This window comes from Collinsella phocaeensis, assembly GCF_900119895.1.
Taxonomy (GTDB): Bacteria; Actinomycetota; Coriobacteriia; order Coriobacteriales; family Coriobacteriaceae; genus Collinsella; species Collinsella phocaeensis.
In genome coordinates, this window is record NZ_FQLR01000004.1 from 239038 (window position 1) to 263950 (window position 24913).

24 protein-coding genes and 2 tRNA genes are annotated in these 24913 nt (G+C 63.2%); 22 read left to right on the forward strand and 4 right to left on the reverse strand.

The window, feature by feature from the left end; genetic code table 11:
- Nucleotides 1-397: 397 nt before the first annotated feature.
- The 5 genes from BQ7355_RS09045 (at nt 398) to BQ7355_RS03205 (ending at nt 6260) form a co-directional block, all read left to right on the forward strand.
- Nucleotides 398-1543: a hypothetical protein gene (locus BQ7355_RS09045; protein ID WP_143761701.1), complete on the forward strand. Its 1146-nt coding sequence runs from the start codon at nt 398-400 to the stop codon at nt 1541-1543.
- Nucleotides 1540-1983: a hypothetical protein gene (locus tag BQ7355_RS03190; RefSeq protein WP_072414900.1), complete on the forward strand. Its 444-nt coding sequence runs from the start codon at nt 1540-1542 to the stop codon at nt 1981-1983. Before BQ7355_RS09045 ends, BQ7355_RS03190 begins: the two co-directional genes overlap by 4 nt.
- A 288-nt stretch (nt 1984-2271) precedes the next feature.
- Complete coding sequence (gene pyrE / locus BQ7355_RS03195; protein ID WP_072414901.1) at nt 2272-2955, forward strand: orotate phosphoribosyltransferase; 684 nt, start codon at nt 2272-2274, stop codon at nt 2953-2955.
- Between the two features lie 378 nt (nt 2956-3333).
- Nucleotides 3334-3906 carry a hypothetical protein gene (locus BQ7355_RS03200; RefSeq protein WP_072414902.1) on the forward strand — a complete coding sequence of 191 codons (573 nt, stop codon included), beginning with the start codon at nt 3334-3336 and terminating at the stop codon, nt 3904-3906.
- Nucleotides 3907-4427: 521 nt separating this feature from the next.
- Nucleotides 4428-6260 (forward strand): carbon starvation CstA family protein, encoded by a 1833-nt coding sequence (locus BQ7355_RS03205; RefSeq protein WP_072414903.1) that lies wholly within the window; start codon nt 4428-4430, stop codon nt 6258-6260.
- A gap of 542 nt (nt 6261-6802) precedes the next feature.
- On the opposite strand, the gene BQ7355_RS03210 is transcribed toward BQ7355_RS03205, so the two are convergent.
- Together BQ7355_RS03210 and BQ7355_RS03215 are read right to left on the reverse strand one after the other, a co-directional pair.
- Nucleotides 6803-6876: transfer RNA gene (locus BQ7355_RS03210), tRNA-Gln, on the reverse strand.
- A 46-nt stretch (nt 6877-6922) separates the two neighbouring features.
- A complete protein-coding gene (locus tag BQ7355_RS03215; RefSeq protein WP_205407555.1) occupies nt 6923-7828 on the reverse strand; it encodes a peptidoglycan-binding domain-containing protein in 906 nt (301 codons plus the stop codon).
- A gap of 227 nt (nt 7829-8055) precedes the next feature.
- On the opposite strand from BQ7355_RS03215, the gene BQ7355_RS03220 reads away from it, so the two are divergent.
- From BQ7355_RS03220 to proC, 5 genes are all read left to right on the forward strand, one after another.
- Nucleotides 8056-8895, forward strand: a complete 840-nt coding sequence (locus BQ7355_RS03220; protein ID WP_083581519.1) for a response regulator transcription factor — start codon at nt 8056-8058, stop codon at nt 8893-8895.
- Complete coding sequence (locus BQ7355_RS03225) at nt 8892-10748, forward strand: HAMP domain-containing sensor histidine kinase (RefSeq protein WP_240307299.1); 1857 nt, start codon at nt 8892-8894, stop codon at nt 10746-10748. Before BQ7355_RS03220 ends, BQ7355_RS03225 begins: the two co-directional genes overlap by 4 nt.
- 83 nt (nt 10749-10831) lie before the next feature.
- Nucleotides 10832-11692 carry a TVP38/TMEM64 family protein gene (locus BQ7355_RS03230; RefSeq protein ID WP_240307300.1) on the forward strand — a complete coding sequence of 287 codons (861 nt, stop codon included), beginning with the start codon at nt 10832-10834 and terminating at the stop codon, nt 11690-11692.
- Between the two features lie 126 nt (nt 11693-11818).
- Nucleotides 11819-12001 carry a hypothetical protein gene (locus BQ7355_RS03235; protein ID WP_072414905.1) on the forward strand — a complete coding sequence of 61 codons (183 nt, stop codon included), beginning with the start codon at nt 11819-11821 and terminating at the stop codon, nt 11999-12001.
- A gap of 548 nt (nt 12002-12549) precedes the next feature.
- Nucleotides 12550-13338, forward strand: a complete 789-nt coding sequence (gene proC / locus BQ7355_RS03240; protein WP_072414906.1) for a pyrroline-5-carboxylate reductase — start codon at nt 12550-12552, stop codon at nt 13336-13338.
- A gap of 240 nt (nt 13339-13578) precedes the next feature.
- Here proC and BQ7355_RS09190 read toward each other — a convergent pair whose 3' ends face one another.
- Complete coding sequence (locus BQ7355_RS09190; RefSeq protein WP_162840630.1) at nt 13579-13746, reverse strand: DUF6724 family protein; 168 nt, start codon at nt 13744-13746, stop codon at nt 13579-13581.
- A 135-nt stretch (nt 13747-13881) separates the two neighbouring features.
- Here BQ7355_RS09190 and serS point away from each other — a divergent pair, with 135 nt between their 5' ends.
- The gene (serS, locus tag BQ7355_RS03245; protein ID WP_072414907.1) at nt 13882-15174 is read left to right on the forward strand and encodes a serine--tRNA ligase; all 1293 of its coding nucleotides are present in this window, start codon (nt 13882-13884) and stop codon (nt 15172-15174) included.
- Between the two features lie 145 nt (nt 15175-15319).
- On the opposite strand, the gene BQ7355_RS03250 is transcribed toward serS, so the two are convergent.
- The gene (locus tag BQ7355_RS03250; RefSeq protein ID WP_072414908.1) at nt 15320-16315 is read right to left on the reverse strand and encodes a dipeptidase; all 996 of its coding nucleotides are present in this window, start codon (nt 16313-16315) and stop codon (nt 15320-15322) included.
- Between the two features lie 152 nt (nt 16316-16467).
- Here BQ7355_RS03250 and BQ7355_RS03255 point away from each other — a divergent pair, with 152 nt between their 5' ends.
- From BQ7355_RS03255 to BQ7355_RS03305, 11 genes are all read left to right on the forward strand, one after another.
- Nucleotides 16468-16818 carry a hypothetical protein gene (locus tag BQ7355_RS03255; RefSeq protein WP_072414909.1) on the forward strand — a complete coding sequence of 117 codons (351 nt, stop codon included), beginning with the start codon at nt 16468-16470 and terminating at the stop codon, nt 16816-16818.
- Between the two features lie 84 nt (nt 16819-16902).
- Nucleotides 16903-16979 (forward strand) — tRNA-Arg (locus BQ7355_RS03260).
- 352 nt (nt 16980-17331) lie between these two features.
- Complete coding sequence (locus BQ7355_RS09435) at nt 17332-18249, forward strand: GntR family transcriptional regulator (protein WP_275886585.1); 918 nt, start codon at nt 17332-17334, stop codon at nt 18247-18249.
- 218 nt (nt 18250-18467) lie between these two features.
- Nucleotides 18468-19172 (forward strand): triose-phosphate isomerase, encoded by a 705-nt coding sequence (locus tag BQ7355_RS03270; RefSeq protein ID WP_072414910.1) that lies wholly within the window; start codon nt 18468-18470, stop codon nt 19170-19172.
- A gap of 3 nt (nt 19173-19175) precedes the next feature.
- Complete coding sequence (locus BQ7355_RS03275) at nt 19176-19697, forward strand: YjbQ family protein (RefSeq protein ID WP_072414911.1); 522 nt, start codon at nt 19176-19178, stop codon at nt 19695-19697.
- A 146-nt stretch (nt 19698-19843) separates the two neighbouring features.
- On the forward strand, nt 19844-20128 hold the full coding sequence (locus tag BQ7355_RS03280; RefSeq protein ID WP_072414912.1) for a PTS sugar transporter subunit IIB: 285 nt from the start codon (nt 19844-19846) through the stop codon (nt 20126-20128).
- Between the two features lie 103 nt (nt 20129-20231).
- On the forward strand, nt 20232-21635 hold the full coding sequence (locus BQ7355_RS03285; RefSeq protein ID WP_072414913.1) for a PTS galactitol transporter subunit IIC: 1404 nt from the start codon (nt 20232-20234) through the stop codon (nt 21633-21635).
- 98 nt (nt 21636-21733) lie between these two features.
- Nucleotides 21734-22282 (forward strand): hypothetical protein, encoded by a 549-nt coding sequence (locus BQ7355_RS03290; RefSeq protein ID WP_072414914.1) that lies wholly within the window; start codon nt 21734-21736, stop codon nt 22280-22282.
- A gap of 30 nt (nt 22283-22312) precedes the next feature.
- Nucleotides 22313-23017 (forward strand): class II aldolase/adducin family protein, encoded by a 705-nt coding sequence (locus tag BQ7355_RS03295; RefSeq protein WP_240307301.1) that lies wholly within the window; start codon nt 22313-22315, stop codon nt 23015-23017.
- A gap of 55 nt (nt 23018-23072) precedes the next feature.
- A complete protein-coding gene (locus BQ7355_RS03300; RefSeq protein WP_072414916.1) occupies nt 23073-23966 on the forward strand; it encodes a class II fructose-bisphosphate aldolase in 894 nt (297 codons plus the stop codon).
- Nucleotides 23967-24091: 125 nt separating this feature from the next.
- Nucleotides 24092-24565: a PTS sugar transporter subunit IIA gene (locus tag BQ7355_RS03305; protein WP_072414917.1), complete on the forward strand. Its 474-nt coding sequence runs from the start codon at nt 24092-24094 to the stop codon at nt 24563-24565.
- Nucleotides 24566-24913 lie beyond the last annotated feature (348 nt).

Below are 24913 nucleotides of genomic sequence, written 5' to 3' on the forward strand. Positions count from 1 at the left end.
AGCTCCAAGGGCACGGGGTACATGTTGGGCGTTGTGTCCTTGGAGCCGGGCCTGCATCTCAGGGTCGTTTCGCCAAAGGGCGGCATATGCGCGAGAGGAGGGTGGAGCGTTGCCATTCGAGAAGATACGTATCTCGATGAACCCCTCATCTTCTCGGCGTTCCGTCATTGCGATTTGATTAAGTTGCCGTCTCTTTTGTACGGATGATTTTCAGGATTAAGGACGAGTTGCGACGTCGAAAGCTGCGGGCAATCGGATGCTTCGCGCTGATTGGGAGCCAATTACTGATCGCATGCGACCGCATACCGATGCCAATCATGCGGAACAACGCATAAAACACCCACCGGAATAAGATGACAGGCGCCATGTAAGAGTGCGCCAATAAGGAGGAGGCCTCATGGATAGGCGAACGTTCCTTACATCTGTCGGTGCTCTTTTAGGTTTGGGGCTTGCTGCCCCAGCGAGGGCATTCTGCGACGAGTATGGTTGCCTTGTTCAGTTCTCACCAAGTCTTGCAGAGGAGTATGCCCTGGCTTTCGCAAGTTCTTTTGCGCCGGATAAAAGGCTTAAAGCTGAGCAGCCGATCCCAATGTGCGATGCCGATGGAAACATGATCGGATACGAAGTCGATTTCGTTGATGGGGGCGCGCCGTCTGGATATGTCGTATTGGACGTCACCTGCTCGAACCTTGTATCAAGGTTCTGCTTCGATGTGAACTGTGAGGGCGTGTATCGCCAATCGCTCAAGGCAAATACGCTGACGAGAGAGGTTTCCCCCTCGAGCAGTCCGGTACTAATAAAGCTGAATCCAATTGAATATGCCGCCACGCAGGATGGGGAGGAATGCCTGTACGTAAACAGTGGGATAGCTCTTCAAAAAAGCGAACGTATATCTAGGTCAGGACCGACCACAGAATGGTCAAAACTGATGGTCAGTAATATTTACTCGGGGTTCGACATAACGGAGACAATCTATGGGGCTCCGGTGGCAAACCTTACCGAATCATCGGTGGTGAGCCAGCTTAAGAGATATGCTTGCGGGGCCACCGCTCTATATTGCATAGCATGTTCGGTTCCCTATCCAAGTGCATTAAACTGGCAGAGATGGTTGATTGATTTCAACGATATCAATCAATATACGAACATATGGAACGATACCAATACAAGCGTCGACCACACGACCGGAGGCGTATCGTACGGAGAGACAAATACCAACGATATCGGGCTTGGATTCGCCAAATTCTGCGCACGACAGGGACGAGATATCGATTATACATACACTGCGGTCCCTTCTTATGAGGCGTTCAGAAATCAAGCAATGCTCGGCTGCCATTCCGTTTTCACGGGCGGAATAATACGAACCAGCACAGGTAAACGGGCTGGACACATTATGGCTGTTCAGGGCGTCGCTACATTCGGGCCAAGTGGAACTGGGACTAAAGACCAATATCTTTATGTGTATGACGGATGGTCTAATAACGTGTTCTTAGAATTGAATAGCCCTTCATACACTGACCGATATGCGACGTACTTCACATCATGAAGAAGGGCATCTTTAAAGACTGCGAGCCGCCGTATGGCGTGATTTTGGCGACCTTCTTCTGCATATGCTGCGTTGTGGCGGTTGCGATGTACATGCAGACCCAGAGGCCTTACGATACACACCCGATCCTGCGCCATGTCGAGGGAACGATTGAGGATATACGCCAATTGGACGGTAAGCAAGAGCTTGTCGGTGGGCATAAACTGCAACGGCGCTATGCAATCCTGACGGTCAAGGGGCTTGGCGAAGACCAGGATACGGTCTTCGAATTTACGATCACAAACGAAACGGAATGTGTCGAAGAGCTGGCGTTGGGAGATACGGTAGAGGTTGGCTTCATCTATGATTTGGGCGACACTGCGACAAGTTATCTTGCGAGGTCAGTTGGCAAAATAGGCGCAGGGCAAGAGCCGGGTGAAGAGGCTTCGACGCTGAGATGAGCATCGGGATGTCCGTCACGTGGAGCTGCATCTCAAAATCGGACGCGCGCCATCGCGATGGGACGACGAGGGCCTGATTCCGGATCTTATCCGGGGCCGGGCCCTTCATCAGCTCATTGCATGCGGGCGCGTCGGTCACAAGCGCTCGCCTTGGGCGGCTTGCCCCCGAGACGAATAGTGTTTGAGCCATCCGAGCGGTCGCACGCTCCATGCCCAGACGGCTGCCGCTTTGGCTATAGCTGCTACTATGGAAAACAGTTCTGAAACCCGATCGCGGATTGGAGAGCCATGGAGGCTTACAAGCAGGAGTTCATCGAGTTCATGGTCGAGTCCGACGTGCTCAAGTTCGGCGACTTCACCCTCAAGAGCGGCCGCAAGTCGCCGTTCTTCATGAACGCGGGCGCCTATGTCACGGGCGAGCAGCTCATGCGCCTGGGCGAGTACTACGCCCGCGCGATCCACGACAACTTCGGACTGGACTTCGACGTGGTGTTCGGCCCGGCCTACAAGGGCATCCCGCTGTCCGTCGTCACCGCCATCGCCATGCACAAGCTGTACGGCAAGGAGGTCTGCTACTGCTCCGACCGCAAGGAGGTCAAGGACCACGGCGCCGACAAGGGCGGCATGCTGGGCTACGAGCTCAAGGATGGCGACCGCGTGGTGATGGTCGAGGACGTGACCACCTCCGGCAAGTCCATCGACGAGACCTACCCCAAGCTCATGGCCGCCGCGAACGTTGAGGTCAAGGGTCTTATCGTGAGCCTCAACCGCATGGAGGTCGGCAAGGGCGGCGTGACCACCGCGCAAAAGGAGATCGAGGCCAAGTACGGGTTCCCCGTGGCGAGCATCGTGTCCATGGCCGAGGTCACCGAGCATCTGTACAACCGCGAGGTCGCCGGTCGCGTGGTGATCGACGATGGGCTGAAGGCCGCCATCGACGCCTACTACGAGCAGTACGGCGCGCGCGAGTAGGTGCCGCGGCATCGGTCGAGGTGCGACGGCGCATGCGGCCCGTCGGTCTTCCTGCCCGCAACGGGCGGGGACGGCCGACGGGCCGTTTTCTATGCGGATCGGCCGTGCGGACAGATTGCGCGCGGCCGGGTCGCGCGAGCGCGAACCCTGTCGCGTGCGGACGAGTCCGGTCCCCGTCCGGTTGACGGTGCGTGCGGGAAGGAAGCGAGGGCAGGCGGGTTCTTGGCGCCAGGCGCGCCGGTGTGGTGTTCAGCTGCCGTTTGGCCTGCTTGACTGCCCGCCTGCGCCACCGACGCGCATCCCACCATGCCGCTTGGATATAGTGGCGCCATGGTTGCGCGCCCGCCCGTCGGGCAGAATGAGACATGGAGGAGAACCATGAAGAGGAAACTTGCCGCGCTGCTGCTTGCCGTTCTGTGCGCGCTCGGTGCCGTCGGTCTGGTCGGCTGCGGCGGGCCGTCCGCCGAGGAGGTCATCCGCGAGGGCGTGACCGCTGAGTTCGAGGCGGTGGTGGACACCGAGTCCGAGGAGTATCAGGAGCTGGTCGACGCGCTCGAGCAGGCGGGCGACCTGGCGACGTACGGCGTCGACGAGAAGGCCTTCATGGACTCGATGTACGACGGCTTCGCGTACGAGATCGGTGACATCGCGGTCGACGAGGAGGCCGGTACCGCCGTCGTGGACGTGAAGCTCACCTGCAAGACCTTCGCCGAAATCTTCAACACGATGATGGGGGACGCGCTGGCACTCGCCGAGGACCCGGCGGCTGCGACCATGACGCAAGATGAGCTCAACGCCAAGCTCGGCGAGGTCATGATGGGCGCGGTCGATGGTGCCGAGCTGCAGGAGACCGAGCTCAAGCTCGATGTCGTTCGCGACGACGACGGCACGTGGAACTGGGACGACACGGCTGAGGACGAGGTGACCGCCGCGCTGATGGGCGACTTCTAGGCCCTTCGCGCGGCACGCGCGAGGTCCCGGCATCGCTCGCCGGGCGTCTGCGCTGCCTGAAAATCGACCTGCGCGATCGAGCGCTAGGGCTTTCGGGCCTCCCGACCCCTGGGTCGGGAGGCCCGATGCATGTCTCCGGCTGCGCCCGATGCGTGCCGCGGACGGACGGGGCGCGTGAACGTATCGCAACGATATGTCTCCAAACGGCTTCGTCCGCATCATGTAACAAAGAGGAAATCTGAAAACGCGAGCATTGACTCTGCCTAGCTAAAGCGCGAATATGCTTACCACCATACAGGGAGCGACGCGATACGGACCGCGCCGCCAATGGAAGAGAAGGTTATCGGACCATGAGCATGCAGCAGCTATCCATTATCAGCGTGATTATTTGACACGGGTTGGCATGCTCGAAGCCAGCCCGTGTAATAACGGGCGGCTGATAAGGACGAGGGCCGTCGACGCACATCGACGGCCCTCGTTTTCTTTTGATTCGATAGGCGTTCTTGGGAAGGGAAGCACATATGAACGGAATCGTATTGATGGTGGTGGCAGCGGCGGCGCTGGCTGTCGGATACCTCGGCTACGGCCGCTGGCTCGCCAACAAGTGGGGCGTCGACCGCGAGGCCATCACCCCGGCGCGCCGCATGGAGGACGGGAAGAACTTCTCCCCGGCGTCTGCCTTCACGGCGTTCTCGCACCAGTTCTCCTCGATCTGCGGAGCTGGCCCTGTCACGGGCACGATCGTGGCCATGGCGTTCGGCTGGCTGCCCGTCGTGCTCTGGGTGCTGGTCGGCGGAATCTTCTTCGGCGCCGTCCATGACTTCGGCGCCCTGTACGCCTCGATGAAGAACAACGGCAAGTCGCTCGCCCAGCTCATCGAGAAGTACATCGGCAAGACCGGCCGCCGCCTGTTCCTGCTCTTCTGCTGGCTGTTCTGCCTCATCGTCATCGCCGCCTTCACCTCCATGGTCGCCGGCACGTTCAAGTTCACGCCGGACGCCGCGGGCGCCGTCGACTTCACCAAGTCCTACGCCGCCGGCTGCGCGGGCACGATCTCGATCCTGTTCACCTTCGTCGCCATGGCGTTCGGCTGGGCCGTGCGCAAGTTCAACCTCACGGGCGCCAAGGAGTTCGTCACCGGCGTCGTGCTCATGGTCGCCATGTTCGCTGTCGGCATGCAGTTCCCCGTCTACCTCGACCTCAACGGCTGGATCGCCGTCGTGATGGTCTACCTGGTCTTCGCCGGCGCCATGCCCATCCAGACGCTCAAGCAGCCGCGCGACTACCTCACCTCCATCATGATGATCGTCATGATCGTCTGCGCCGTGCTCGGCATCGTGGTCCTCGGCGTCAAGGGCCAGGCCACCATCACCGCCCCGATGTTCACCGGGTTCACCACCGCCTCCGGCATGATGTTCCCCGTCCTGTTCGTCTCCGTCGCCTGCGGCGCGCTCTCCGGCTTCCATAGCCTCGTGTCCTCCGGCACCTCTTCCAAGCAGGTCGAGAACGAGGCCGATGCCGTCAAGGTCGGCTACGGCGCCATGATCGTCGAGTCCTTCGTGGGCATCCTCGCCATCATCGTCGCCGGCATCATGTTCTCCGACATGAACACCGCCGGCACCGGCGCCCTCAACGCCGGCGTCGCCTCCACGCCCTTCGCGATCTTCGCGACCGGCATCGCCCGCGGCATGCAGGCCTTCGGCATCGACGGGACCGTCGCCACCGTCTTCATGACCATGAACGTGTCCGCCCTGGCGCTCACCTCGCTCGACGCCGTCGCCCGCATCGGCCGCACGTCCTTCTCCGAGTTCTTCGCCGAGAGCAACGACGCCCTTGCGGTCGAGACCGCCAAGTCCGGTGCCATGAAGGTCCTGGGCAACCCCTGGTTCGCCACCGTGGTGACCCTGCTGCCCGGCCTCGCCCTCACTTTCGGCGGCTACCTCAACATCTGGCCGCTCTTCGGTGCCTCCAACCAGCTGCTGGGCGGCATGACGATGATCACCCTCGCCGTCTTCTGCAAGTGCACGGGCCGTTCCGGCTGGATGCTCTACGCCCCCGTCGCGTTCCTGCTGGTCTGCACCTTCACCTCGCTCGGCATGAGCATCATGGGCTGCGTCACCGCCCTGCAGGCGGGCGGCATGGCCGCCATGGCGACCGCCGGTCTGCAGCTCGTCTTCGCGGTGCTGCTCGTCGCCCTGGGCCTGATCGTCGCGGTCAACTGCCTGAAGGAGCTCGTGGGCAAGAAGTCCGGCTCCCTGCCCGATGAGGAGCCCGAGTGGAGCGAGATGGGCCGCGCCAACGTTCGCGCTCAGGCTGCCGAGGCGGCTGTGGGGTCCGACGCCGTCAACGCGTAGGATTCGGTTGGAAGCCAGTTGAGTTGCAACATAGTTTGAGACTCGGAGGGCCGGGTGCCGCAGGTGCGGTGCCCGGCCTTGTTTTGTTTGACCGCCCAGCCCGCGCTCGTTCTCAAAAAGGGGACAGGCACCTTTCTGAGAGGCGGCGAGGCGGTCGGTCCGCAGGCCCCGGCTTTTCCCACCTCAATTCGGTGCCTGTCCCCTTTTTGAGGCGAAGGTGACGAGCGGTGTGCGCTTGTGGTCCGGAGCTGCGGCATGAAAGATGCTCTACGGGCCGGGTTGGGGAGTCTCGTGGGCATAGCAACGGTTGGCGACCGCGGGAGTGCCTCCGGGCACGCGGCCCCCACCTCAATTTGGAACCTCAATTTAGTGCCTGTCCCTAATTTGAGGTGCGCGTCTCGCTGCGGGGCCTGGCGGCCCCTCGCGCGCTGCGCCGGAAAACGGCTCCGCCGTTTCCTCGGCTCCGCGCCCTCGCGGGTTCGAATCCCCGCGACGGGTACGAAAAACCCGGCTACCGTGAGATGGCCGGGCTGTTCTTTCTCTGGCTGGGGCAGAGGGATTCGAACCCCCGTAACCGGCACCAAAAACCGGGGTCCTGCCGCTGGACGATGCCCCAAGACGACGCTCGGCACCGCAGGGCGGCGCCGGCGCAACAAGTGTACCTAATCGGTCAGGGCGGCGCAAACGCCATCGAGCAGGCGAATCGCGAGCGTCTGGGCGTCGCTCGAGGTAAACATGCCGTCGTATCCGGTGAAACCGGTGAGCTCTATGCGTAGGTGCGCAGGACGCTCCTTGTTCGCGGCGAGCGCAGTGGAGATGCGCTGGGCCAAGTTGCTGCACTCCGCGAGGGTGATCGTGGGGCGCGGCGCGGCGTCGCTGGGGAGCTCGTGGCATGCGATCTCCAGGACGAGGTCTCCGTCTTCGGGCGCCTCGTCGTCGCAGAGCACCATGCCGCTCGTCTCCGTGGTCGCAGATGCGATGTTCCACATGCGCGACGCGACGTTGCGGGCGATGGGGTCCTCGCCGGTGAGCGCGATGCGGTACCGCTCGAGCACGTTGGCGGCGCGGGCGAACCCGATGCGCGACTCGGCCTCGGCCACGGAGGGCTTGCCCTCCCACACGTGATGCAGGCGCTGGATGTAGCTGAACGTGTCCTGGAACGCCATGCCGTCGGCGAACAGGCCGACGTTCTCCTGGAACTGCTGCAGCGCCGCCTCGGTATGGGGGCCGAAGTAGCCGTCGTCGGCGCCACATGCGAAGCCCAGGACGTTCAGGGCCTTCTGCAGGGCGCGGACGTCGGCGCCATGGAAGTTGGGGAGACGCAGGTACAGCGTGCGATCGCCCAGTTTATAGGACGCGTCGACCAGGGCTGACCAACAGGGGAGGTCGACGGCGCGCCCCTGCTCGAGCGCGGCGTCGCGCCGGAAGGCCTCTACGGCCGCGGCGGTGGAGGGGCCGAATGCCTGCTGCTCGAGCTCATCGGCATCGATTTCGTGGCCGAGCTGCACAAGGCGCGTCTGCACGTCCTCGACTGCGGCGCCCCGCATTCCCTCAACGATCGGTTCCATGCGAACCCTTTCTATTTCGACATCCGGGCGGCGGGCCCGGTGGGCAAACGTATTGAACAATCAGTTTACCAGCGAAGGCGCGCTCGCGTCGTTCGCGCGCCGGTTTGCGGCTTCCGCCCATAATAGTCGCACCGTCGGCAGTTCGTAGACAAAGCCGTTGCACAATGGTTCGCTGAAAAGGTCTGCGCGCCGGAGGCGACGCGCTGTTCGGCGAGGAGGGGCCTGCCATGACGGAGAATGCGGTGCGGCGCGGGGCCGCGGGGAAGCGACCGGGCGCGGACGATGCGTCCCGCCGTGTCGGGGGCGCCGGCGAGCGGGACGTCGCTGCGACCGCGGGCTCATCAGACCCGGCGAACGACGCGCGCATCCTCATCGTGGACGACGAGGAGGCCATCGCGGGCATGCTCGACGAGTTCTTCCGGATGGAGGGCATGCGCACCTCGGTGGCGACGTGCGGGGACCGTGCCCTCGGAATCGCCGGGGATGCCGATGAGGACGACCCTATCGACCTGGTGCTGCTCGATGTGAACATGCCCGGGATGGACGGTTTCGAGGTGTGCCGCCGCCTGCGCGAGCACCTTGCGTGCCCCATCATCTTCCTCACGGCGCGCGTGGAGGACGTCGACCAGATCGACGGGTTCGCGGCGGGAGCGGACGACTACGTGCTCAAGCCCTTCTCGCTGCCGGTGCTCGGGCAGCGCGTTCGCGCCCACCTCGCCCGCGAGCAGCGCAAGCGCGTCGCCGAGCTGGGGCGCGTGCGGTACTTCGGCTGCCTCACGGTCGATTACGGGGAGCGCGCGGTCGAGGTGCGCCGCGAGGGTGCGTCGCGTCCCGTCCCCCTCACGCGGACCGAGTTCGACATCGTCGCGCTGCTGAGCAAGAGCCCGGGGCGCGTGTTCGACCGCGACCTGATCTACGAGCGCGTATGGGGGTGGGAGGCCGAGGGCGACCCGTCGATCGTGCGCGAGCACATCCGCCGCATCCGCAAGAAGCTCACCGGCGCCGGGGCGGCCGAGGACTGCATCGAGACGGTCTGGGGCGTGGGCTACAAGTGGGCCGCGCGATGAAACGCGGGGCGCGGTGGCGCGACCGGCTGGGCGGCGAGGCCGCGCGCGCGGCGGACGAGCCCGGTGCGCGCACGGCGGCCGAGGACGGCGGGCGAAGTGCGGCCGACGACACGGGCCGTGACGGCCGGGATGCCGGCCCCGCCCAGCGGCCGGTTCCTTCGGGTCGGCGCGCCCGCGTTGCCCACTGGTGGCGCACGCGGCCCCTGGGCGTCACCTTCGGGGTGTACCTGGCGGTGTACCTCGTCGTCGCGACGGCGCTCACGTTCACCGCGATCAATGCGTTCGACAGCGAGGACATGTACCGGCGCTACACGATCGAGGTCGCCCTTTCCGACGGCTCCACGGTGCGCGGCGTGCCGGATTCGGGTCCCTACATCTACAACCCGACGACCGGCGAGCTTTTGCCCGCGACCGAGATCATGGTGCCGGGCGAGAGCTCCTACGCGGTGTTCGCGAGCTTCGACGCCGACGCGGTGCCGGCCTCCCGTCCTGCGGAGGACGAAGACTACCGCGAGGTGTACGCGACGGCCGACGCGCTGCGGCGCGGCCAGGTGGAGCTGTTCGACTGGGGCCTCAACTACAACGAGAGCTATGCGATGACCGAGGTCCTCGATTCCGACGAGCGCATCACCGCCAAGAACATCGCGTTCTACGATGCCGCCATGCGTGCGGGCCGAGCGGATGCGGTCGGGGCGTTCGAGCGGGCGACAGGGGTCGACCTGGCCGAGGTGTTCGGTGCGGAGAACGTGTCCAACGTCGCCTACTACGCGGATTCGATTCCCTCCGACGACCCGATCTACCGCATTCGGGTCGTGCTCACGGGAATCTTGCCGTTCGTGGTGTACGGAGGGCTCGCCTGGGTGATGTTCCGCCGGTTCTACCGCGTGCACATCGCCGCGCCGCTGGAGGGCCTCGGGGCTGCGGCGCAGCGTATCGCGGAGCAAGACCTGGATTTTTCCATCGAGCCGGTCCAGGGCAAGGAGCTCGGCGCGCTCGGCGCGACTCTCGAAGACATGCGCGCCTCGCTGCTTTCCGCCCAGCGCGAGCTGTGGCGCACGGCGGAGGAGCGCCGCCGGCTCAACGCCGCCTTCGCGCACGACCTGCGCACGCCGGTGACGGTCCTGCGCGGTACGGTCGATTTGGGCAGGATGCGCTTGGCGCGAGGGGCGGCCGTGGGCGAGGCGCAGCTCGATGCGCTGTCCGAGCAGGTCGACCGTTTGAGTCGATATGCCGACACCATGAGCGGGCTCACGAAGCTCGAGGACCGCGTGCTCGCGTGCGAGGGCGTTGCCGCCCGCGAGCTCGTGCGCCGCGTGCGCGCACATGCCGGCGAGGTCGTCGCGGCGCGCGGCGGCGGATTGCGGCTGGAGATGCTCGGCTCTGAATCCGGCGACGCGGACCTGCCGGGATCCCCCGAGGTCTCCGTCGACCTCCCCCTGGTGGAGGAGGTGCTCGAGAACCTGCTGAGCAACGCGTGCGGGCATGCGGCCTCCACGGTGCGCCTCGGCGTGCGCCTCGAGCGGCGGCCGCGGCGGACGACCTCGGCGTCCGGCGAAGATGGCGGCTTGATGGAGGAGGAACTTCAGCTCGTCTGCATCGTGGAGGATGACGGTCCCGGGTTCAGCGCCGAGGCGCTGCGTCGCGCATGCGAGCCCTTCTACAGCGAGTCCAAGTCTCTCGAGCACTTCGGCGTGGGCCTCAACATCGCGCACACGCTGACGGCGCTGCATGGCGGCGCTCTCGAGCTGGGGGTCGCCGATGTGGGCGGGGCGCGGGTCGTGGCTCGGTTCGCCTGCTGTGTCGTCGGCGGGGCAGAGTCCTCGCCCGACGCGGATGCGCGCCCGCAAGGTTGAGGTTTCATTTCTTGCCGACTGTTGACGGGGAGTTGACATTCATTTGAGACCCTCATGATGTTCCGAAATCCAGGAGGTGCATCATGGGGTTCAAGCAGATGGTTCCGGTCCCGGAGGCGGAGACGCCTGTCGTGTCCGAATCCGCGCCTGCGCGCCGCCCCGTTCTCGAAACCGCGACGGCCCGGCTTCGCGACGACCGCGCTCGAGGCGGGCATCGCGCCCGCCTGGTTCAGGGGTCCGCGCCGCGCCGCCGCGCGCGGCTCATCGCCTTCGCGGCGCTCGCTGTCGTCGCGGTCGCGCTGGCTGCGGCTTGCGTCAACTGGCTGCCGGCCGTATATGCCTGGCTGTCCGATCCCGCTGCGGTGCGTGCGTTCGTCGCGGAGCATGCGGTTCTCGCGCGCCTGGCGATCGTGGGCGTCAACGTGCTCCAGATCGTGCTGGCGTTTCTTCCGGGTGAGCCGGTCGAGCTTGCAAGCGGCTATGCGCTCGGATTCTTCGAGGGGACCGCGGCGTGCCTTGCCGCCAGCGCGATCGGTACCTCGATCATCTATCTTGCGGTCCGGCGCTGGGGCCACCGTGTCGTCGATCTGTTCTTCGACCAGGGGTATTTCGAGCGGTTCGACTGGCTGCACCGCACGCGCCGACTCGAGCTCATCATGCTCGCGGTGTTCCTCATCCCCGGGACGCCCAAGGATTTTCTCACCTACTTCGCGGGGTTGACGGACATGCGTTTCGGCACCGTCCTCGCGATCGCCACGTTCGGCCGCATCCCCTCGATCGTCACCTCGACGATAGCGGCGTCCTCGTTCGCGTCGGGGGATTACGGGCTCTTGGTCGGTGCGCTGGCAATCGCGGCGCTGCTGATCGCCGGGGGTGGCGTCGCGTATCGATACGTGCGTGCTCACGCGGAGCAGGATGAAACGTCGGATGCGGTTGCACGGTAGGCGCATGCCGCGGGCGCGTGGTTCGCACGGGCGCCGCGGACACGGTCCGAAACGGACACTGTGGGCATGTCCGGGCTGACGGTGCGGGAGTTTTAAGGTTTGATCGGATGGCAAGGGGAGAGACCCATGGAAGATGTTGTTATTGGGGCGACCGGACCCGAGCGTATCGGTACCGATGTTGCGCTGGACACGGTGGTCAACGCGGACGGCACGCTCGCCGGCGTGACGCCGCTGCGCGAGGACCGCGCGGCGCTCGCTTCGCTTGCGGTGCTCGTCGTGTCGGCGGCGCTGCTCGCGGTGTTCGCGTAGCGCATGGTTCCGCTGGCCCGGCGCGCCGAAGGGGGACGCGCCCCTTTTGGCGCGCCGGGCGAAATGACGTCGCCTTCCCCGCGCGATGCGGCGCGGTGCGGCCCGTGTGGCCGCCGGGCGTCCGCGGCACCAGGTTCGGAGTGGCGCCGCAGGGACGCGATGGGGCCGCGCGGCACCGGCGCGGGCGCGATACGGGGCCTGGTTGGGTGCAGCGCGGTGCCGCGCCGTGCGCGTCCCGAGCCAAAGCGGGCTCCCGGCGGCGTCGAATCCGAACAAGGTCGACGCTATAAGGGGGTTGGTCCTTGCTCTCACCCCCGAAGTGAGTGGATTTTAACGAGTCTCGGTTGAAGCCGTGCTTTGATGGGCGATTCGGTCGACATCTTCCCAGTTGAATGCTCTGTCAAGATAAAGCATAGAGAGTGGGTCCCTCAAAATCCACTCACTTCGGGGGTGAGACGTTCTTTTCGTCTTGGGAGCAGGCCTAAACCGAGCGCGCGTGGCGGTAGAATCTCCCCATCGAGACAACCTCCGTCGAAGGGGAGACGCATATGGATACGCGAAACGTCAGCATCGGCCTCATCGGGTTTGGAAACATGGCGAGCGCCATGGCGGACGGCTGGATCGCGAGCGGCGCGGTTGCCGCGGGTAACCTGCGAGCGTGCGCCGGGCGCTTCGAGGCCCTTATGCCCCGCTGCGAAGCGCGCGGCATGGTTGCGCTGCCCGATGCCGCCGAGGTGGTTGCCGCATCGGATGTCGTGGTCGTCGCGGTAAAACCCTACATGATCGAGGGCGTACTCGTGCCCGTGCGGGAGCAGCTCGCCGGCAAGGCGATCCTGTCCGTGGCCGCGGGCTGGAATTGCGAGGCGTACGAGCGCGTCATTCCGGGGACGAACCATCTGTCCACGGTTCCCAACACGCCCGTCGCGATCAACGAGGGCGTCATCGCTTGCGAGAAGGCCTCGACGCTCGATTCCGAGCAGCGCGATCTGGTCTTTTCGCTGCTCAAACTGCTGGGTTCCCCGATCGAGGTCGAGAGCCGCCTGCTGTCCGTCGCCGGCACCGTTGGCGGATGCTCGCCCGCGTTCATCGCGATGGTGATCGAGGCGCTGGGCGATGCGGCGGTCAAGCACGGCATCCCGCGCGCCACCGCGTACCAGATGGTGAGCCAGATGGTGGCAGGTACCGCCAAGCTGCAGCTCGCGACCGGCGCGCACCCCGGTGCGATGAAGGACGCCGTGTGCTCCCCGGGAGGGACCACCATCCGCGGCGTCGCGGAGCTCGAGGCCGCGGGCATGCGTTCGGCCTTCATCCGCGCGATTGATGCGATCGAGGGCTAGTTAGTCAGAGGGCCTTCCGAGGTGGAGGGCTCCGTGCCAAAGGGGACGGGCCCTCGCCAGAAGGGGCGTGCCCCAACGACATGTCGTGCCATGAGGGTACGCCCCTTCTGGCACGGGGCCTCGGCTGCGCGGGAAGGGCTGGGCGCCACGGAGCGAAAACGCCCCCGCCTCGCGCTCGATTGAGCGGAAGGCGGGGGCGCTCCTCAAAGTCCAAGGGACTGGCGGCCGATGCGCTACACCTTAGAACCAGCTGTCGTCATCGTCCGTCTTGGGGCCGCGGTCGACGTAGATCTTGTGCGTGCGCTTCTCGAGAACGAACGCGACGATCGCGAAGATGACGAGGCCCGCGACGAACAGCGTCGCCACGCCCTCGCGGGTTCCGAACAAAAAGGAAAAAATCGCGTCCATATCCTGCCTTCTCGCCTTCTCGACTGTGGAAAAACTCACACAAGTATATACTGGCCAGTGCATGCTCATTACGCCAACCTGAACGAACATCGCCCCGGGCGCGCCCGGGGTGTTCAGGCGAATACCGGAGGCATTATGCTCGATATCAAATTCGTCCGCGAGAATCCCGACGCCGTGGATGCGGCCATGTCTAACCGTCAGACCTCATGGGACCGCGAGAAGTTCTTCGCACTCGACGACGACCGCCGTGCCGTGATCGCCGAGGTCGAGGAGCTTCAGGCGACCCGTAACGCCGAGTCCAAGAAGATCGGCTCCCTCATGAAGGAGGGTAAGAAGGACGAGGCCGAGGCCGCCAAGGAGGCCGTGCGCCAGGTCAATGAGAAGATCGAGGGCCTGAGCAGCCGCCGTTCCGAGCTTGAGGCCGAGCTCGCCGACTTCATGAGCCGCCTGCCCAACATCCCGTGCGACGCCACTCCGGTGGGCGTGGACGAGACCGAGAACCCCGAGCGCCGTCGCGTGGGCGAGCCCCGTGACTTCGCCGCCGAGGGCTTCGAGCCCAAGGCCCACTGGGACCTGGGTACCGAGACCGGCATCCTGGACTTCGACCGCGGCGCCAAGCTCTCCGGCGCCCGCTTCACGGTGCTCTCCGGCGCCGGCGCCACGCTCGACCGCGCGCTGCAGAACTTCTTCCTCAACACCCATATCTCCCGCGGCTTCACCGAGTTCATCCCGCCGGTCATCGTCAACCGCGAGATCATGTACGGCACCGGCCAGCTGCCCAAGTTCGAGGACGACGCCTACCACACCGGCGAGGACCAGTTCCTGATCCCCACCGCCGAGGTCGCGCTCACCAACCTGCACGCCGGCGAGACGCTCGACGCCTCCCAGCTTCCGCTGCGCTACACCGCGGGCACCCCGTGCTTCCGTGAGGAGGCCGGTTCGGCCGGTCGCGACACGCGCGGCATCATCCGCCAGCATCAGTTCACCAAGGTCGAGATGGTCAAGTTCGCCCGTCCCGAGGAGTCCGATGCCGAGCTCGAGAGCATGGTGGCCGAGGCCGAGTTCATCCTGCAGCAGCTGGGCCTGCCGTACCGCGTGATCAGCCTCTGCACCGGCGACCTGGGTTTCTCGGCCCGCCAGACCTACGACATCGAGGTCTGGCTGCCCAGCTACAACGCCTACAAGGAGATCTCCTCCTGCTCCAACTGCGGCGACTTCCAGGCCCGTCGCGCGAACATCAAGTACCGCGATCCCGAGAACTTCAAGGGCACGCGCTTCGTGCACACGCTGAACGGTTCCGGCCTGCCCACCGGCCGCACCATGGCCGCCATCATGGAGAACTACCAGAACGCCGACGGCTCCATCACGGTGCCCGAGGTCCTGCGCCCCTATATGGGCGGCATCGAGCGCATCGAGCCGCTGGCGTAGCGGTCGCGCGTCGACGCGTGTTTCGGGGAGGCGCCCATCCGGTTGTTCGGGTGGGTGCCTCTTTCCTTTAAATCCCTGGACCCCGCGATTCTTTTCGCCGGAAATGCCGACGTCGCGGGCGCTGCGACTGCGCGGGCCCGCCGGCCTAGCGGTCAGAGAAGAACCGCAGGGCGTTTTCGCCGCACAGCTTGGCGGTGATCTCCATGCCGAAGCGGGAGTTCAGAAGCTCCTGGAACGGCGGCATGTCGGAGGCGGTCCGGATAAACTCGGGCGTGTCGCATCCGTCGAAGTCGCTGCCGAGCGCCAGCACGTTCTCGCCGCCGCGCTCGAGGAACCGGTCGATGTGGCGAGAGAGGTCGTCGAAGTCCGGCGCGCCGCCTTCGGCGATGAAGTCGGTGCAGAAGTTGAGGCCCACGAGCCCGCCGCGTTCGCGAATGAGGTCGAACTGCACATCGGTAAGGTTGCGGGGGTGCCCGCAGACTGCGCGGCTGTTGGAATGGCTGGCGACGAGCGGGACGTCTGCGGCTCGCGTGACCTCCGAGAAGCAGCGGTCGTTGAGGTGGGAGACGTCGATGGCCATGCCCGCCTGCTCCATGCGGCGAAGGGCTGCAAGCCCCGCTCCGCTCAGCCCCTCGCCGGTGTCGTGCCCGCTGGCAAGGGGCCCTGCCGCGTTCCAGCTGAGAGACGCCATGATGACGCCGGATCGCGCGGCCGCATCGACATAGGAAGGGTCGAGCGCGAAGAACCGGGCGTTCTCAACGGTGCGCAGGGCCGCGACCTTGCCGCTGCCGAGCAGCTCCCTGGCCTCGGCGCCCGTGCGCGCGAACGCGACGCGCTCCGTATTTTTCGAGACCTGCCGGTCGAGATAATCCCCGACGTGCCGAAAGAACGCGAGGGACTCGGTGCAGGAGAGCTCATCGGGGATGAAGCAGGCGAAGCATTGCGCCCACGGGGTCGCGCCGATGCGGTCCAAAGACACCTGGCAGCGGTTGGACCCGAGTTCCCGGCAGGCAGACGGTTGCAGTTCGTCCCCCGGACCGTAAAACGGCATGCCGCAGCTGAGCTTGAGCGATTCCGGAAGCGCTTGCCATGCTAGGCGGTCCGCGGTGTCGCAATGCAGGTCGAAAACGGCGTGAGCCATGTGTCCCCCAATCCTCTGCCTTTCAGCCTAGCACGAGAATCGAGGATAGGGAGGGTAGGCTCGAAGTCTAAAAAACGAACACAAGTTCTCACGAACATACGTTTGTATTTCGGATATACTGGATCCAAGGCGAACGGGAGACGGGAGTTGCGATGGATGCAGAGTTTGTAACCGATGCCCTGCTGTTCGAGAGCGAGCGGGACGAGGAGCGGGTCCGTATAGTATGCGGTGTTACCCCGGAGGGGGAGGTCGTGATCGTGCAGAGGACCTCAGGCCCCTTGACCTTATGGTGCTTCGAGGAGGAGGTGCACGACGTGGAGGTGCGCATCGCGGAATCGCAGGCTCCCGTTCTCCTGGGGCGTCTGGGGATGGAGAGCATCGAGAAGATACCGGCGGCCCTTCAGATTCGTTTTGCCGGCTACGACAGTGCCCTGCGCATCCGGGAATTCTGTCGTGAGGAGGGCGTGCCGTATGAGGTGCGCGAGCGTCAGGTCTGCCGGTAGGAGGTGCGGCGATAATTATTTCAAAAAAATCTTGCAATTTAGCTTGACGGAGTGCGGGTGTGATGGCATTATATTCACTGCATTGCGGCGTTACCTCAGCTGGATAGAGGGTCTGACTACGAATCAGAACGTCACAGGTTCGAATCCTGTACGCCGCACCAGTTGAATTGCAAAGGACACCTTCGGGTGTCCTTTTTCTGTCTAAATGGCCTTGCTGGAGGGGCGTCGCCGCTGGCCCAGGTTTTTCTGCCCGGGCTCGCTCTTGTTGTCCGGCCGGGGCGGCTGCGCATCATGGTGTTCCTGCCGTCTAGGTGAGCGCGGCGTTAGCGGGATGCGCGATGAGCGGGTCGCTGCTCCGGCATGCCAAAGGGCGTGCGCTGCCTTTCGGCATGCTGCCTCGGAGCTTGGGGTCAGCGCCCTTTCGGTTGCGCATCCGTCCGGTGTCCGGGCACGCCGTTTCGCACGGATGCGTCGGCAAGCACAAAACGGGTGCGGCGGAGTGCACAAATCGGCGTGCGCGCGATTTTACCCGTTCTTCAGGTTGGCGGCATCCAAAGCGATGCTATGCGTTATGGTGAACAAGAAGTGGACAACCGGGAGGCGATTCATATGGCCGCGGACTTTGGTATTCGGGAAAGCGATGCGCACGGGCCGGTGGCGGTTCACACAAGGCGCGGTATCTCGAGGAATTCGACCGATCTCCCTGCTCTGACATCGAATGATCCTATCTATCTGCAGCTGGCGGCCATCATGCGTGAGCGGATTTTTTCGAAGCGATGGACCGCTGGGAGCAAGATCCCCTCGGAACATGAGCTCATGGAAGTGTTCGGCGTCGCGCGCGGAACGGTGCGTAAGGCGTTGAAGTCCCTGGTCGACGAGGGATTGCTGGTTCAGGTGCGCGGCAGCGGCACGTATGTCGCGGAACCCGGCATCTCGCATCCGGCGGGCGTGCGCCCGCTCTCCTTTGCCGACTCGTTGCGCGAGCAGGGAAAAGAGTTCGAGACGCACGTGCTCGAGCAGAGCGTTTCCCCGGCGAGCGTTGAGGTGGCGGCGGAGCTTGGCATCGAGGAGGGCGTCGAAGCCATGTTCATGCGGCGCGTGCGCACGGTGGACGGAGAGCCCATCATGTGCCAGGAGAGCTGGCTCAATCTGCGGGAGTGCCCCGGCTTGCTGAATATCGACTACACGAAGGAGTCGCTGTTCAACGCCGTCCAACAGTGCTCCGGGCGCAAGATCAAGATCTCCCACATGCGCTACAGCGCGCGCACGGCGGGCATCGAGTACGGCGAGCTGCTCGGCTGCAGCGAGTCGGCTGCATTGCTGCTGCTGGAGCAAAACATCTGCCTGGAGGACGGCGTCTGCATCGAATGGACCTACACGTGGTTCAAGCCGGGCCAGACGATCGTCGGGACTGCGGAGCAGGCAGATTAACCGGAGCGCGCTGCGGGTTTTCCGACGATGTCGGTGCATTTGGCTGCGCCGTTCAAGAGGAAAATCCGACCATTCGTGGAGTATGGCTTCATATGAGGCACACAAAGCTGTTCATGGTGGTGTATACAACTGGATGTACACAGTGAGGTGTACAACTAGTCCACTAGTTGTCCAGCGTCAGCCGGACAGCGGGGCAGAGAGTAGAGAGGCTTGATGCTATGGAGAAAACTCAGCTCAGGACGCCGTTCTTCGTGGTGAACCCCAAGTCGTACCTGTACGGCGAGGAGATTTACGCGCTCGCGAAGAAGACCGATGAGCTTGCGGCCAAGTACGATTTCGACGTGCTGTTCACCGCTCAGCTTATCGACCTTCCGCACATCATCGAGACCTGCCCGCACCTGATTCCGTGCGCTCAGCACATGGAGAGCCTCAAGCCCGGTCGCGGCATGGGCCACGTGCTCCCCGAGGCGCTTGCCGCCGCGGGCGTCAAGGCGACGTTCCTCAACCATGCGGAGAACCCCTGCACCGTTCACGAGCTGGCCTCCACCATCGCACGCGCCAACGAGGTGGGTATCCTCACCGTCGTGTGCGCCGACTCCGTGGAGGAGGGCGAGTGGATCGCCGGCCTGCACCCCGATGTCATGGTGTGCGAGCTCACGAGCCTCATCGGCACCGGTCAGGTCGCCGGCGAGGATTACATGCGCGCCTCGACCGAGGCCGTGAAGGCCGTCTCCCCGCAGACGAAGGTGCTGCAGGCGGCGGGTATCTCCACCGGCCAGAACGTGTACGACGCCATCAAGTACGGAGCCGACGCGACGGGCGGCACCTCCGGCATCGTCGCCGCCGAGGATCCGTTCGCGACGCTTGACGAGATGTTCGAGGCGCTCGACCGCGCCCGCACCGATTTCTGCAAGGAGGCGTAACGCATGGCCGTTTACAAGGAAACCGTGAAGATGGAGACGCTCGCCGGCAAGCCGACGTACGTCGACGTCACCGCTTCGGTCGCAGCCGCCGTCGAGAACTCTGGAATCAAGGAGGGCGTCGTCACCGTCATCTCCTGCCACACCACCTGCGCGGTGTTCTCGGAGGAGTTCGACCACGACTACACGCCTGCGGGCGACACCTATCTCCAGGCCGACCTGAATGCCGGCCTCGAGCGCGTGTTCCCCGAGCAGCACGACTGGAACACCTACCGCTATCCCGGCCTGCGCCACTTCGAGGAAGTCGAGTCCTGGCCCAACCTGGACGCATGGCTTCCGGGCGGCGACCGCACCATGCTGTGGAACGGCGACGCGCACCTGCGCTCGACGCTGATCGGCAGCAACCAGACCTTCGAGGTCGCCGACGGCAAGCTCGAGATGAACGGTCTGGCGAGCATCTACTTCGTCGACTTCGACCGCACCCGCGAGCGCACGCGCAAGGTGAAGGTCGTGGTGATGGGCGAGTAGTCCAGCGCTTTCATCCGGCAACGGAGAACCGGGTTGTCCGTAGGGCTTGGGAAATATTAAGAGCTGCCGTTTGCCAATTACCGCGCAGTCGCCTTCGCTTCAACGGGTAACCTTTAGCAATACACTTGTTCCGAAAGGAGAAAAACATGAAGAAGATTCTGTTGGCTTGTGGTTCCGGCATCTGCACCTCCACCGCTGTGCACAAGAAGGTTGAGGAGATGCTGAACTCCAAGGGCTACGCTGGTCAGTTCGAGATCACCCAGTGCAAGGTGTCCGAGGCTCCCGCGAAGTCCCCCAACTTCGACTTCCTTATCGCCACGACCATGGCGCCCGCCGGCCTCCAGTGCCCCTACGTCAACGGTATTCCGTACCTGACGGGCGTTGGAACCGCGGCTGCCGAGGAGCAGATTCTGGCCCTTATGGCTGAGTAGCCCACTGCCGTCAAGGGATCACCCGGCTAAAAACTAGCGTTGTGTTGGAAGGGACGCACGTCCCCAGGATAACTTTGTCTATTTTGAAAGGGGAGAGAACGCTGTGGACGCAATTCTTGGGTTTTTCTCGTTCATAAACTCGTTGGGCGTATCGGTCGTTATGCCCATCGTAATTACGATTCTTGGCTGCGTGCTCGGTGCGGGGTTCGGTAAGAGCCTGCGCGCCGGCCTTACCGTCGGCATCGGTTTCATCGGCCTTAACCTCGTCATCAATAGCCTGCTCGGCACGACGCTTGCTCCTGCCGTTCAGGAAATGATCGAGCGCTTCGGCTTCAGCCTGTCGGTTATCGATGTCGGCTGGCCCGCTGCCGCCGCCATCGCGATGGGTTCGGTCGTTGGTACCATCATCATCCCGCTCGGTCTCATCGTTAACATCGTCATGCTTCTGACGAACACTACTCAGACCGTCGATGTCGACATCTGGGATTATTGGCACTTCGCCTTCACGGGTGCTCTTGTTGCCATCGTTACGGATAACATCGCGATGGGTGTTATCGCTGCGGTGCTGAACATGATCATCATCATGGTTCTCGGCGACTACACCGCTCCGCAGGTCGAGAAGTCTCTGGGTATGCCCGGTGTTTCTCTTCCGCACGGCTTCACCACTGCTTATGCCCCGATTGCCATGCTCTTCAACTGGATTTTTGACCACATCCCTGGTCTCAAGGACATCAACATCAACGTTGATGAGCTTCAGCAGAAGTTCGGCATCTTTGGCGAGCCCATGATCATCGGTACCGTCATCGGTCTCGTTATCGGCTCCCTTGCGTACTGGAACGGTGCTGACATTCAGACTTCTCTGGTCAGCGTTCTGACCACGGGCGTATCCCTTGGTGCCGTTCTGGTTCTTATCCCGAAGATGGCTGCCCTGCTTATGGAGGGCCTGATTCCGATCAGCGACTCCGCTTCCGAGTTCGTCCAGAAGCGCTTCAAGAACCGTGGCAAGATCTATATCGGTCTCGACTCCGCCGTGGGCGTTGGTCATCCGACCACCCTTACCATCGCCTACATCCTGGTGCCGCTGATGATCGTTCTGGCCGTCGTGCTCCCGGGCAACAAGGTCCTGCCTTTCGCCGACCTTGCGGTTGTTCCCTGGATGTTCGTCCTTATTACCCCGATTGTTAACAACAACGGGTTCCGCGGCATCCTGATCGGTATCGTTGTTCTTGCTGTCGGCCTGTACATCGCAACCGATCTCGCTCCGCTCATCACTACCGCCGCCAACAACGTCGGGTTCGATGTCGCCGGTGCCACCGGTGCTGCTGATACCATGATTTCTTCCATCTGCGACGGCGCAAACCCGCTCACTTGGGTTATCACTCGCCTGAATGGTTGGCTCGGTTATCTTGGTGCCGGCATCGTTGCCGTGGTCGCCATCGCCATGGCCGTCTGGAACCGCGCTCGCATCCTCAAGGAGGCCAAGGCCATGCATGAGGTCGAGGCGTAAGTTATCCTACAAAGCTGGTTGAACGCAGGGCTGATTTTATCGGATAGGACCTGGCGCGTACGAACTGTGTGCGCCAGGTCTTTTTGAAACGGGGCGCTATGAAGACGACGTATAGCTATCTCAAGCGTTATTTCTTTATCGAGGTGACCTTAACGGGAATAGTGTGCCTAGCGGCCCTTGTTGTGTGCCCCTATCTTGCCTATAAAGGCATTGTGCCCGGAATCATGATCGTTTTGATGGTTCCCGCCGCCTATCAGGTGTGGAATACCTTCATTGCGATTGCGAATCCTGAAACGGTTGAAATCGATGAGGAGGCTATTTCTTTTTCGGCTTGGGGGAGAACCGACCGATACGCGTGGAGCGACGTAAGGTCGTTTCGTGTTAGGGAGTTCCCTTCTGCTGGAAAGATGTACATCAGGATCAACGACAGCAGTCTTTTCAAGGGACGTTATTGGCTCCAGACTCGTGTCATGACCGATGGCAGGGAGCTATTCCAGAGGATCTGCGATCTGGAGTTCAGAATTCATCCGGATACGCTTAAGGCGCGCGCTAGGAGGGTTAACTCCGAATACCTCGAAGCCGAGAGCGCTTCCGGCGGAGATCGGCCGAAGAGCCGTCGCCACGATCGCAAGGGTAAAAAGCGCTAAGGACAATTCGAATGGGGTGATTTTGCCCCCATGACAGCTGCATTGGGAAAAGCCGGAAAATCAGGAGGGAAAGGAATGTTTGACGCACAAAAGAAGGACGTTTTGAACGCCGCTCTCAAGCTCGACCGTTACGGTCTTATCGCGCTGTCGGGAGGGAACGTGAGTTGGCGGATGGATTCCGGAGAGGTTCTTGTCACGCCTTCAGGCATGATTTATGACGAGATGGTTCCTGAGGATATACTCGTTGTTGACCTCGAGGGAAACATCATCGAGGGGGAGCGTAAGGCTTCCGTGGATACCGAGGCCTTGCTGTATATCTATAAGAACATGCCGCAGGTAAACGCCGTGATTCATACGCATCAGCCTTATGCCACTGGTTTGGGTCTCGTTATGGATGAGCTTCCCTGCAATCTGTCGACCATGGCGAATGCGACCGAGGGACCGGTTGCCGTTGCGGAATATGGTGATCCAGGCAGTCTCTCCATGGGTGTAGAGGCTGTAAAGGCGATCGGCGATCGGCTCGCAGTCGTCTTGAAGCACCATGGCGTCATTGCGGTGGGTCGAGACCTTCGGCAAGCGCTGTTCTCTTGCGTCTATCTGGAGGAGGCGGCAAAGACCGTTTCCGTGGCGCTTTCGACGGGCATGCCTATGGCGACCATGACCCAGGAGCAAATTGACGAAGCCGTCGCCGTGTTCCATCGATATGGGCAAAAGCCGATCGACGAAGAAGAATAAGACTTGACCGCGGTCGTTAGACCTTGGAGTCGTTATCTGAAAGGAAGGAACCACCATGCTTGTCAACCTTCGTGACATCTGCGCCATCGCCGAGCAGAACAACATGGCCATCGCGGCGTTCAACACGCCGAGCCTCGAGGCCGTCCGCGCCGCGATCGACGCCGCCGAGGTCACGGGCTACCCCGTGATCATCCAGCACGCCGAGTGCCACGACGACATCACGCCGCTCGACGTCATGGGTCCCGCGATGGTCGCGCTCGCCGAGCGTTCGACCGCGCAGGTCTGCGTGCACCTCGATCACTGCGAGAACCTGTCCTACATGCGCCGTGCGCTCGAGATGGGCTTCAACGGCGCGATGTTCGACGGCTCCGCGCTTCCCTACGAGCAGAACGTCGCCAACTCCGCCCGCGCCGCCGCCATGTGCGCGAGCTTCGACTGCGGCCTCGAGTGCGAGCTCGGCAGCCTCGGCGCCCGCGAGGGAGACCTGCTCTCGGACGGCGCCGCCGCGACCGAGGGCGGTTCCGGTGCGACCTACACCGACCCGGACCAGGCGCTCGATTTCGTCGCCTCCATCGGCCTCGACATCCTCGCGTGCTCCTTCGGTACCGTGCACGGCCTGTACCGCGGTGAGCCCCAGCTCTCCTTCGAGGTGCTCGACCAGATCCGCGACCGCGTCGAGGTCCCGCTGGTCATGCACGGCGGCTCCGGCGTGTCCGACGAGGACTACCGCAAGGCCATCGATGCGGGCATCCGCAAGATCAACTACTACACCTACGGCGTGAAGTACGCCGGCGAGACGGTCTGCGACCTCGTCCAGGCGCGCCGCGCCGACGACCCTGCCGCTGTCGTGTACTGGCACGATATGACCGCCGCCGCGTACAAGCGCCTGCTCGAGGACTTCACCCAGGTCATTCGCGTCTTCGCCAACGGCGCCGAGCCGCTCGCCTAGCCACCCCCTGAAGGCCGCGGGGGCCGATGCGCGCCCCCGCGGTCCTTTGTATGTTCGCCCGCCGGGAACCCGGCGCGGTGGCCCCGTCCGCAAGCGCGGGGCAGGATTCAACCGAAAGGACCGTTATGTCTGCCGTGGATACCAGCCTGTTCAAGCCGGAGCTCGTCTTTTTCGACTTCGATGCGACCGACCGCGAGGACTTCTTCAAGAAGCTCGGCGCCGAGCTCAGCTCGCGCGGCTACATCAAGGACACGTGGTTCGATGCCATCATGGAGCGTGAGGCCAACTATCCGACCGGCCTCGGCTGCCAGGCCATCAACGTCGCGATTCCGCATGTCGACCCCGAGCACCTCGCCAAGCCTTACATCGCCGTCATCAAGCCGAAGAACCCGGTGGTCTTCGAGCCGATGGGTGGCATGGGCGATCCCGTCCCCGCTGAGCTCATCGTGAACCTGGGCCTGCTCGCTCACGCCGAGGGCCAGGTCTTCATTCTTCAGGCACTGATGGGCATTTTCATGGACGAGGCTTCCTGCGCCGAGATCCTGGCTCAGGACACGCCCGAGTCCATGGTTGAGACCATGGTGAAGTTCTGTAGCTAGAGGTTGCGCAACATAGGTCGTTTCTCATCGAGGGGCTCGCTTCGGCGGGCCCCTCGCGCTGTGTATCTGGGATATTCGGCGCAAGCTGCCGCGGCGACCACGTGCGTTTGTGCAAAAAGGGTTTGTATAAACGGTTCCCCCTCGAAGTGAGTGGATTTTTTAGGAGCTGCGTTATATACCGGCTGAACCCGGGGAGTTGCGACCCTAATTCCCCAGGTGAATGCTGCACTAAAATAAAGTGTACTTGGCATGTACCGAAAAATTCACTCACTTCGCGGGGTAGAGCATAAGCCGGTCCCTGTTGACGCGCACATCGGTTCGGCCGATCTGAAACCGGTTTGGGTATTG